This window comes from Lacticaseibacillus sp. 866-1 (genome assembly GCF_016861825.1).
Lineage (GTDB): Bacteria > Bacillota > Bacilli > Lactobacillales > Lactobacillaceae > Lacticaseibacillus.
The window spans coordinates 1-9,106 of sequence record NZ_BOLU01000044.1; the positions used below are offsets into that span (position 1 = coordinate 1).

Consider the following 9,106-nt stretch of genomic DNA (forward strand, 5'->3'; position numbering starts at 1 on the left):
AGAGTAGTTGGTGGGTGACTGCCTGCGAGGGTAGGAAGCTGCCGCGCTTTATATTGATGGAGGATTAGCTCAGTTGGGAGAGCGTCTGCCTTACAAGCAGAGGGTCACAGGTTCGAGCCCTGTATCCTCCATTGGATCTTTGATCCACCCAAGCTTTTTGCGGAAGTAGTTCAGTGGTAGAACGCCACCTTGCCATGGTGGAGGTCGCGGGTTCGAATCCCGTCTTCCGCTGTTGCCTTAGGCAGCAAAATTGAATAATGCACCCATAGCGCAACTGGATAGAGTGTCTGACTACGAATCAGAAGGTTGTAGGTTCGACTCCTACTGGGTGCATCCTCGGGAAATAGCTCAGCTTGGTAGAGCACCTGGTTTGGGACCAGGGGGTCGCAGGTTCGAATCCTGTTTTCCCGATAGGGCGAAGGTCATCGTCCTAGTAGCATTTTCGCGGTGTAGCTCAGCTGGCTAGAGCGTCCGGTTCATACCCGGGAGGTCGAGGGTTCGATCCCCCCCGCCGCGATCGACTTGGACCTTTAGCTCAGTTGGTTAGAGCAGGCGGCTCATAACCGCTCGGTCGTAGGTTCGAGTCCTACAAGGTCCATCGCCTTTGCAGTGAGGACCGAAAAAGTTTAATATTAACGTTATCGCGGGATAGAGCAGTCTGGTAGCTCGTCGGGCTCATAACCCGGAGGTCGTTGGTTCAAATCCAGCTCCCGCAATTGGTTCCATGGTCTAGTTGGTTAGGACGCCTGCCTGTCACGCAGGAGATCACGAGTTCGAGTCTCGTTGGAACCGGTGTCGGCTCGGTAGCTCAGTTGGTAGAGCAATGGATTGAAGCTCCATGTGTCGGCAGTTCGATTCTGTCCCGCGCCATCTCCGCTGACACGCGGGTGTAGTTTAGTGGTAAAACCACAGCCTTCCAAGCTGTTGTCGCGAGTTCGATTCTCGTCACCCGCTGGATCGATTTTTGGGCCTATAGCTCAGCTGGTTAGAGCGCACGCCTGATAAGCGTGAGGTCGATGGTTCAAGTCCATTTAGGCCCATTGCGGCAAAAGCTGCATAAATTGAATAGTAAAATGGAGAAGTACTCAAGTGGCTGAAGAGGCGCCCCTGCTAAGGGTGTAGACGGGTCATACCGTGCGAGGGTTCAAATCCCTCCTTCTCCGTTGATGGCCCGTTGGTCAAGTGGTTAAGACACCGCCCTTTCACGGCGGTAACATGGGTTCAAATCCCGTACGGGTCATGGGGTCATGGAGAATTACCCAAGTGGCTGAAGGGGACGGTCTTGAAAACCGTTAGGTGGGTCAAACCACGCGAGGGTTCGAATCCCTCATTCTCCTTTTAACATTATCGCGGGATAGAGCAGTCTGGTAGCTCGTCGGGCTCATAACCCGGAGGTCGTTGGTTCAAATCCAGCTCCCGCAATTACAATTGAATATTGTTGGTTCCATGGTCTAGTTGGTTAGGACGCCTGCCTGTCACGCAGGAGATCACGAGTTCGAGTCTCGTTGGAACCGTTAATGGCTCGGTAGCTCAGTCGGTAGAGCAATGCATTGAAGCTGCATGTGTCGGCGGTTCGATTCCGTCCCGCGCCATTTATGGAGGATTAGCGAAGAGGCTAAACGCGACGGACTGTAAATCCGTTCCTTCGGGTTCCTAGGTTCGAATCCTAGATCCTCCATTTTTTATAGGGATATAGTTTAAAGGTAGAACTACGGTCTCCAAAACCGTCAGTGTGGGTTCAATTCCTACTATCCCTGCTTTTCTTATTATGGCGGATTTGGTGAAGTGGTTAACACACTGGTTTGTGGATCCAGCATACGTGGGTTCGATTCCCACAATCCGCCCTTGATTGGGATATAGCCAAGTGGTAAGGCAACGGACTTTGACTCCGTCATGCGCTGGTTCGAATCCAGCTATCCCAATTGCGAAGAGCAACTCCTGGCGGTGTAGCCAAGTGGTAAGGCAAAGGTCTGCAAAACCTATATGCGTCGGTTCGAATCCGATCACCGCCTTCTTGGACAAGCCAAGAGAAATTCTAATATGCCGCTGTGGCGGAATTGGCAGACGCGCCAGACTCAAAATCTGGTTCCAGCAATGGAGTATCGGTTCGACCCCGATCAGCGGTAGACAGACCCTTGCAGGGGTCTTTTTTTTTACCAGATGACAAACTTGTTATGTAAATTTCAGTCCATAGATGGATGGTTTCAGTAAGGTTTCTGTTAAACTTAACGTTATGAAGGCCTGAAAATTGCTCGCGGGCATGAGTGTCGTATACTGTAAATAAACAAGGCGTTGGGAGGCGTAAAGATGAACATCGGGATTTTCACTGATACCTATTTTCCTCAAGTGAGCGGTGTTGCGACGTCAATCAAAACGCTGAAAGATGATCTGGAGCGGAAGGGGCATTCCGTCTACATTTTCACCACGACGGATCCCCATGTGTCTGACGATGCGGTGGAGCCCAATGTGTTTCGCTTTGCTAGTGTCCCCTTTGTGTCCTTTACGGACCGCCGAGTTGCAGTTCGGGGGTTGTTCCATGCCTATTCTGTGGCCAAAGAGTTGCAGCTGGACTTGGTCCACACGCAAACTGAGTTCTCCATGGGCTATATCGGGAAGTTTGTGGCGCGCCAGCTCAAGGTGCCAACGGTGCACACGTATCACACCATGTATGAGGATTACCTGCATTACGTGATGAATGGGCATCTCCTGCGACCGTATCACGTGAAGCAGTTCATGCGGGCTTACCTCTACCATGTGACCCAGGTGATCACGCCGTCGATGCGCGCCAAGCAGTCACTTTTGGGCTATGGCATCAAAACCCCAATGACTGTCATCCCAACGGGCGTCGACCTGACGCAGTTCAAGGCCGCCAAGAATCCGCACCTTCGCGAATCCCTGGGCCTCAGCGACGTGCCCGTTTTGCTGTCGTTGTCCCGAGTGGCGTATGAAAAACGCATCGACAAAGTGATTGCCGCGATGCCAAGTGTTCTGGCAGAGGTGCCAAACGCGGTGCTGCTGGTTGTCGGTGATGGGCCAGCACGGGAAGACCTTGAGCACCAAGCGCAAAACCTGGGCTTGGGTCAACATGTGCGGTTCATCGGGCAGATCGATCATGCGGATGTGCCCGACTACTACCGGGCGGCTGATATTTTCGTTTCTGCCAGCGATTCCGAGTCGCAGGGCCTGACTTACATCGAGGCCCTGGCGGCGGAGCGCAAGGTGGTGGCTCTTGCTGCCACCTACACCAATAGTCTGCTTGATGATCCGGCTATTGGCACGACTTTTACTACCCAAGGGGAAATGGTTCATCAGCTGGTCAACTATCTTGAACATCCTCACGCCTTTGATGATCCGGCACCGCGGGAGGCAAAACTGCGGGCAATTTCCGCGGACTTGTTCGGCGACCGAGTACTTAAAGTCTACGCACAGGCGCAGGAGCGGTTTGACGAAGAGATGGCCGAGGAAGCGGAGCGGCTTGACGAACCATCGATGAAAGGATAAACATGCTCGATATTCATATGTTCTCCTCAGCGGATAAGGTCGCGGGCCAAGGCGTCGGCGCCGTGTACACGGAATTGACTGCCCTATTGCGCAAGTATTTTCCTACCGAGTTTAAAATCAGCATCAATAAATATTCTCCAAGCCTGGTCAGTCATTACCACACGATCGACCCGGCCTTTTTTGCTTCCACCTTCAGTAAGCGGCGCGGCCAGAAAATCGGCTACGTGCACTTTCTGCCAGACACCTTGGATCAAAGCCTGCGCCTGCCTGGGGTGGCTCGGTGGACGCTGGACAAGTACACGATTGCCTTTTACAAGCGAATGGACCGGCTGGTTGTCGTCAACCCGAACTTTATCCCCAAGCTTGCGGCTTACGGCATTGACCCACACAAGGTGACGTTCATTCCCAACTTTGTCTCCCGGGAGACGTTCTATCCGGCGACCGCCGAGCAGAAGGCAATGCTTCGCAAAAAGCACGGTGTCGCCCAGGACGCCTTCGTGGTGTTCGGTGCCGGCCAGGTCCAGGACCGCAAAGGCGTCGATGATTTCATTGGCCTGGCGAAGCGCAACCCGCAGATGCAGTTCATCTGGGCTGGCGGCTTCTCGTTTGGCATGATCACCAACGGCTATGACCACCTCAAGGGGGAAGTCGAAAACGCGCCAGCCAATCTGAACTTCACTGGTATTGTGCCGCGTGATGAGATGGTCGACTACTACAATATCGCGGATGTCTTCTTGCTCCCGTCGTTTGATGAGTTGTTTCCGATGTCGGTGCTCGAGGCGTTTTCGACCGGTACGCCTGTCATGGTGCGCGATTTGGCGTTGTATGATGAGATCATTAGGCCATACGCGATGATGGCCAAGGACCAGGCGGCGATGAGTGCCGGATTGCAGGCACTGAAAAATGACGCCACGCTTCGCGGCGAGTACACTGAAAAGGCCGAGCAGGCGGCGGCGACTTATTCCGAGGACCGCTTGGCGCGGGTCTGGCATGACTTTTACCTGGCCCAGGCTAAAATCGGGGCACAGCGCGGATGAGCCGCGGAAATAAAATTGCGGCACTGGTCATGGTCCTGTTTGGCGTCGGCATTTTTGCCTTCGAAATGCGGACGGTCGACCTGCGTGCTGTGATCCACAGTCTTGCGACGATGAACCTGTGGTGGCTGCTGGGCGGCCTGCTGGTGATGATTGGCTCCTGGGTCGTCGAAAGTTTCGTAGTGCGCATGTTTGTTGAGCATGACGGTGAGCGGCTGAGTTTTAAGTCCGCGTTTCGGGTTCCTTTGGTCGAGCAACTGTTCAACAACATCACGCCGTTTGCGTCCGGCGGCCAGCCGGCTCAGCTTGTCGCCTTGATGCAAGCGGGGGTGGAAGGCGGTCGGGCCAGCTCAGTGCTGTTGATGAAATTTATCGTGTACCAGTTCATGGTGCTGATCAATTTTGTCTTTACTCTGATTGTTGGCTTCAATCAGGTGGCCAGCCGCTTTGGCGCGCTGTCTTTGCTCATTGTCTTCGGGTTTGTCATCCATGTGACGGTGATTATCGGGCTGCTGCTGGTGATGTACTATTACCGCTTCACCAAAAAACTGGTAGCCTGGTTCGTCCACATTGCAGGGTGGTTCATCTCTGATGAACGTCAGGCACGGCTGCAGGCGAAAATGGACGAAAAAATCGACACCTTTTATGCGGAGAGCCTGCATCTGAAGCAGGCTAAGCAAAAAGTCCTTAAGGCGTCCGTTTTGACGTTTATTCAGCTGCTGCTTTACTATTCGGTGCCGTATTTTGTGTTGCGAAGCTTTGGCATTGCGCATGTCAGCCTCGTCGAAGTGATGGTCATGCACGTGATGATCGTCATGATCGTGTCGCTGTTTCCAATCCCTGGCGGCACTGGCGGCGCGGAGTACAGTTTCAAGACCCTGTTTTCGACGTTCGTGCCTGGCCAAGCGCAGCTGGTGCTGGCGATGCTGCTTTGGCGGCTGCTGACGTATTACCTCGGGATGCTGCTTGGTGGTGTGGCCTTGGCAGTCACGCCGGACCGGATGGCCCAGCCCCGAAAACGAAAAAAATGCGATGACGCGGGATTTGGGTCCCCATAATGCGGAATTTTATGGTACGCTATGACAGAATAGAAAGGGGCCGCGTATGAAAAGCTCACAATTAGTAGCGATTATTAAACGCTTAGAAGCCATGCAGGAATCCGAGGACGGTTCAGTGCAGTCGCGCCGCTTTGAAAAAGAGGGCGTCGAAAAAGGGGAAGTCACTTTCGACCCAGCCACTGAGACTTACTCGCTTGAAGAAATGGCAACGCATCAGAAGTTTGAGTTTGACGACATCGACCTGGCAGCCATCGAGATTTACGATCTGCTGGATGATTCCGAGGACTAGCCGATTTGAGCCGGGCTTGCCCGGCTTTTTGTATACTCTGGATTTAATGTCATTAAGATGGCGTTAAATCCAAGGCGCGCGGGGCCGCTTGAATTGTCAATGGTTTGCCGATTGTGTAGACTTACCATTGTGTTCATGTACGTGTTTATCATTAACTATCTGGAGGAACTGTATGAAGTCGATCGGCGGTAAAATTCGCGGATTTTTTAATACCCGATTAGGTTTTTCTGTCCTGGCTATTGCACTGTTTTGGGCCAAGACCTATTGGGCATACAACACCAAATTTAACCTGGGCGTTAAGGGTCAGATGCAGCACCTGCTGTTGGCGTTGAATCCGCTGCCGACCACCATCTTGCTGTTTGGCTTGGCGTTTTATTTGAGTGGTCGCAAGTCTTATATCACGATGCTGATCATCGACTTTCTGACCTCGCTGTGGCTGTTTGCCAATGTCTTATATTACCGCGAGTTCTCGGACTTTCTGACGTTCGCGTTGATCAAGGATTCCGGCTCAGTGTCCAACAATCTCAGCAAAGGCGTGTTAGGCATTTTGCAGCCAACGGACTGGCTGGTCTTCTTTGACCTCGTCGTGCTGATCGTGCTGCTGGCCACGCACCTGATCCGAATCGACATCCGGCCGATCAAGAAGCGGTTTGCCCTCGGTGTGACCATCATGGCGCTGTTTATGATTGGCGCAAACCTGTCAATGGCGGATTCCGACCGGTCAGGGCTGTTGACCCGCACGTTTGATAATAATTACATCGTCAAGTACCTGGGACTGAATGCCTACACCGTCGTCGATGGCGTGAAAACCGCCCAGACGTCTGCGGAAAAGGCGAATGCCAAGGCGTCAGACCTCGATTCCGTCTTAGCCTACGTCAAAAATCACCAGGTATCCAAAAATGTTAGTTACTACGGCAAGGCCAAGGGGAAGAACGTCTTCATCATTCACTTGGAATCGTTCCAGCAGTTTCTGATTGATTACAAGTGGGACGGTCAGGAGGTCACTCCTAACCTGAACAAGATTTACCATGAGAACAACACCCTGAGTTTTGACAACTTCTTTAACCAGGTCGGCCAAGGCAAAACCGCCGATGCCGAAATGATGCTGGAAAATTCCTTGTTTGGTTTGCCTGAAGGTTCGGCGATGAGCACGGACGGCACCTCGAACACGTTCCAGGCGGCGCCGGCGATCTTGGATCAGCAGGGTTACACGACGGCGGCGGCGCACGGGGATGTTCCAAGTTTCTGGAATCGCGATAATACATATAAGTCCTGGGGTTACGATTACTTCTTTTCCAAGCAGTACTTCCCGAAGGTCAAGGATGGCGAGGTTGGCTACGGCATGAAGGACAAGCTGTTCTTGAAAGACGCTGCCAGTTATGTGGAGCAGCTGCCGCAGCCTTTTTACGCGAAGCTGATTACGGTGACGAACCATTACCCGTACACGCTGGATAAGAAGAATCAAACCATCAGCAAGACGGATACCGGTGATAAAACGGTTGATGGCTATGTTCAGACGGCGCACTATCTGGATCAGTCGATTGGCGAGTTCATGGCCTGGCTGCAAAAGAGCGGGCTGGATAAATCGAGCATGGTTGTTTTCTACGGCGACCATTACGGCATTTCTGATAATCATAAAAAGGCCATGGCCAAGCTGACCGGGATCAAGGACTTTAACGATTACAACAATGCGATGTACCAGCGCGTACCGTTTATGATTCACATGGATGGGCTTCAAGGCGGGGTCAACCACACTTATGGTGGTGAAATCGATTTTCTGCCGACACTGCTTCACCTGCTGGGGGTCGATACGGCGAACAACGTGATGTTTGGGACTGATTTGCTTTCTGCTCAGCATGATCAGACCGTGGCATTCCGAAATGGCGACTGGGTCACGCCGACAATCACCAAGGTGGGCAGCAGTTACTACGATACCGTCAGTGGTAAAGAATTGAAGAATCTGTCACGCAACCAGAAGCAGGTCATCGACACGGCGACCAACAAAGTCACGACAGAACTGTCGTTGTCTGATCGCGTCCTGAATGGCGATTTGCTCAGATTCTACACGCCTTCCGGGTTCAAGAAGGTCGACAAGACGAAGTACAATTATAACTTGAAAAAAGCGCAGGCCAGCCTCAAAAAAGCCCAGCAGGCAGGCACGAGTGCACTGGCTAAAAACGGGGGCAAGTCGTATGACGCCGACTATGTCACCGATGCGCCAGAGCTTGCGAACAATGGTAGTGGTAGCAGTAGTAGTGGCAGTGCTAGCAGCAGTTCTGCTTCCAAATAGCGGTGACTCACAAGACCTCCGAGTAACTCGGAGGTCTTGTTTGGAGAGTCACGGGTTTTGGAGTATGCTAATCGCGGCTGAAGAATCATTCTAATGTAGGTGAAAAAATATGGAAGAAACTGTGTATCACCAAACGATTGCCCAGCTTAAGGCCAATAAAATTCGGGTGACGCCACAGCGTGATGCAATCATTAAGTATTTGATTGCTAGCGAGGCGCACCCGACGGCCGAGAAGATTTACGCGGCGCTTTCGCCGCAGTTTCCGCACATGAGTGTGGCGACGGTCTACAATAATCTTAAACTGCTTGCGGATCTTGGGCTGATTGAAGAGATGAACGTTGGCGACATCGCGACTCATTTTGATTTTGCACTGGTGCCCCATTACCACGTAATTTGTCGCAACTGCGGTAAAATTGTCGATTTCAGTTATGATAAGTTGACAGATGTGGAAGCGGTGGCCGCCGCCAAGACCGGCTTCCTCGTTGATGGCCATCATCTTGAGGTTTATGGCTTGTGCCCAGAGTGCCAGATCAAGTTGGGTAAGACCACAGCTAAGGCAAAAAACGGTTAGATAATGAATAAATCCGAACGGGAAAGATGAATCTTTATTCTCCGTTCGGGTTTATTTTTTTTGTCGCGTCATTGGCTGATTAATGGTTGACGAGACCGCTTCATAGCTGGTAAGATACTTGTTGTTGTCAAAAGCAGGCTGATTGGAATCACACGACTGTTTATTCAACTAATGAATATTTAGTCAAAGCCATGTTGACAACGGTATGTTCGATAGATATACTGTTAAGGTTGTCTTTTGGACAAGGTAGTCCTTTGAAAACTGAACAAAGTTTCGTAAATGTGATAGGGCTTTTCAATGAAAGTTGAAAAGAATTAATTAACATGAGCGAAGTCAATTCGCAATAAACAACAAATCGAGCTA

At 51.7% G+C, this 9,106-nt stretch carries 6 protein-coding genes and 23 tRNA genes; all 29 read left to right on the forward strand.

From position 1 onward, the window contains the following. Window positions 1–58: 58 nt before the first annotated feature. A tRNA-Val gene (locus tag JUE30_RS10705) sits at window positions 59–131 on the forward strand. A 28-nt stretch (window positions 132–159) separates the two neighbouring features. Then, window positions 160–231: transfer RNA gene (locus tag JUE30_RS10710), tRNA-Gly, on the forward strand. Window positions 232–259: 28 nt separating this feature from the next. Then, window positions 260–333 (forward strand) — tRNA-Arg (locus JUE30_RS10715). A gap of 4 nt (window positions 334–337) precedes the next feature. Then, window positions 338–411 (forward strand) — tRNA-Pro (locus JUE30_RS10720). Between the two features lie 32 nt (window positions 412–443). Further along, window positions 444–517, forward strand: a tRNA-Met gene (locus JUE30_RS10725). Between the two features lie 7 nt (window positions 518–524). Then, window positions 525–598 (forward strand) — tRNA-Ile (locus JUE30_RS10730). 44 nt (window positions 599–642) lie between these two features. Beyond that, window positions 643–716: transfer RNA gene (locus JUE30_RS10735), tRNA-Met, on the forward strand. Window positions 717–718: 2 nt separating this feature from the next. Further along, a tRNA-Asp gene (locus tag JUE30_RS10740) sits at window positions 719–792 on the forward strand. Window positions 793–797: 5 nt separating this feature from the next. Further along, a tRNA-Phe gene (locus tag JUE30_RS10745) sits at window positions 798–870 on the forward strand. 13 nt (window positions 871–883) lie between these two features. Further along, window positions 884–954 (forward strand) — tRNA-Gly (locus JUE30_RS10750). 12 nt (window positions 955–966) lie between these two features. Beyond that, window positions 967–1,040, forward strand: a tRNA-Ile gene (locus JUE30_RS10755). Between the two features lie 35 nt (window positions 1,041–1,075). Then, a tRNA-Ser gene (locus tag JUE30_RS10760) sits at window positions 1,076–1,163 on the forward strand. 5 nt (window positions 1,164–1,168) lie between these two features. Then, window positions 1,169–1,240, forward strand: a tRNA-Glu gene (locus JUE30_RS10765). A 9-nt stretch (window positions 1,241–1,249) separates the two neighbouring features. Further along, window positions 1,250–1,337, forward strand: a tRNA-Ser gene (locus tag JUE30_RS10770). Between the two features lie 11 nt (window positions 1,338–1,348). Further along, window positions 1,349–1,422, forward strand: a tRNA-Met gene (locus JUE30_RS10775). Between the two features lie 18 nt (window positions 1,423–1,440). Next, window positions 1,441–1,514, forward strand: a tRNA-Asp gene (locus JUE30_RS10780). 5 nt (window positions 1,515–1,519) lie between these two features. Continuing rightward, window positions 1,520–1,592: transfer RNA gene (locus JUE30_RS10785), tRNA-Phe, on the forward strand. A gap of 5 nt (window positions 1,593–1,597) precedes the next feature. Then, a tRNA-Tyr gene (locus JUE30_RS10790) sits at window positions 1,598–1,678 on the forward strand. Window positions 1,679–1,686: 8 nt separating this feature from the next. Further along, window positions 1,687–1,757: transfer RNA gene (locus tag JUE30_RS10795), tRNA-Trp, on the forward strand. Between the two features lie 14 nt (window positions 1,758–1,771). After that, a tRNA-His gene (locus JUE30_RS10800) sits at window positions 1,772–1,844 on the forward strand. A gap of 6 nt (window positions 1,845–1,850) precedes the next feature. Further along, window positions 1,851–1,922 (forward strand) — tRNA-Gln (locus JUE30_RS10805). A gap of 18 nt (window positions 1,923–1,940) precedes the next feature. Further along, a tRNA-Cys gene (locus JUE30_RS10810) sits at window positions 1,941–2,012 on the forward strand. Window positions 2,013–2,042: 30 nt separating this feature from the next. Then, window positions 2,043–2,126, forward strand: a tRNA-Leu gene (locus tag JUE30_RS10815). A 181-nt stretch (window positions 2,127–2,307) separates the two neighbouring features. Beyond that, window positions 2,308–3,501 (forward strand): glycosyltransferase family 4 protein, encoded by a 1,194-nt coding sequence (locus tag JUE30_RS10820; RefSeq protein ID WP_203624830.1) that lies wholly within the window; start codon window positions 2,308–2,310, stop codon window positions 3,499–3,501. A gap of 2 nt (window positions 3,502–3,503) precedes the next feature. Further along, complete coding sequence (locus tag JUE30_RS10825; protein ID WP_203624831.1) at window positions 3,504–4,538, forward strand: glycosyltransferase family 4 protein; 1,035 nt, start codon at window positions 3,504–3,506, stop codon at window positions 4,536–4,538. Next, on the forward strand, window positions 4,535–5,593 hold the full coding sequence (locus JUE30_RS10830) for a lysylphosphatidylglycerol synthase transmembrane domain-containing protein (protein WP_203624832.1): 1,059 nt from the start codon (window positions 4,535–4,537) through the stop codon (window positions 5,591–5,593). The genes JUE30_RS10825 and JUE30_RS10830 overlap by 4 nt, the downstream gene beginning before the upstream one ends. Before the next feature lie 46 nt (window positions 5,594–5,639). Continuing rightward, window positions 5,640–5,882 (forward strand): YkuJ family protein, encoded by a 243-nt coding sequence (locus JUE30_RS10835; protein ID WP_125758275.1) that lies wholly within the window; start codon window positions 5,640–5,642, stop codon window positions 5,880–5,882. A 172-nt stretch (window positions 5,883–6,054) separates the two neighbouring features. After that, on the forward strand, window positions 6,055–8,172 hold the full coding sequence (locus JUE30_RS10840; RefSeq protein ID WP_203624833.1) for an LTA synthase family protein: 2,118 nt from the start codon (window positions 6,055–6,057) through the stop codon (window positions 8,170–8,172). 109 nt (window positions 8,173–8,281) lie between these two features. Then, the gene (locus JUE30_RS10845) at window positions 8,282–8,743 is read left to right on the forward strand and encodes a Fur family transcriptional regulator (protein WP_203624834.1); all 462 of its coding nucleotides are present in this window, start codon (window positions 8,282–8,284) and stop codon (window positions 8,741–8,743) included. The last annotated feature ends 363 nt before the right edge of the window (window positions 8,744–9,106 follow it).

Excerpts from the sequence above, each read along its gene's own strand:
- JUE30_RS10820 (WP_203624830.1), top strand. The coding sequence starts at position 2,308 with ATGAACATCGGGATTTTCACTGATACCTATTTTCCTCAAGTGAGCGGT.
- JUE30_RS10825 (WP_203624831.1), top strand. The coding sequence starts at position 3,504 with ATGCTCGATATTCATATGTTCTCCTCAGCGGATAAGGTCGCGGGCCAA.
- JUE30_RS10830 (WP_203624832.1), top strand. The coding sequence starts at position 4,535 with ATGAGCCGCGGAAATAAAATTGCGGCACTGGTCATGGTCCTGTTTGGC.
- JUE30_RS10835 (WP_125758275.1), top strand. The coding sequence starts at position 5,640 with ATGAAAAGCTCACAATTAGTAGCGATTATTAAACGCTTAGAAGCCATG.
- JUE30_RS10840 (WP_203624833.1), top strand. The coding sequence starts at position 6,055 with ATGAAGTCGATCGGCGGTAAAATTCGCGGATTTTTTAATACCCGATTA.
- JUE30_RS10845 (WP_203624834.1), top strand. The coding sequence starts at position 8,282 with ATGGAAGAAACTGTGTATCACCAAACGATTGCCCAGCTTAAGGCCAAT.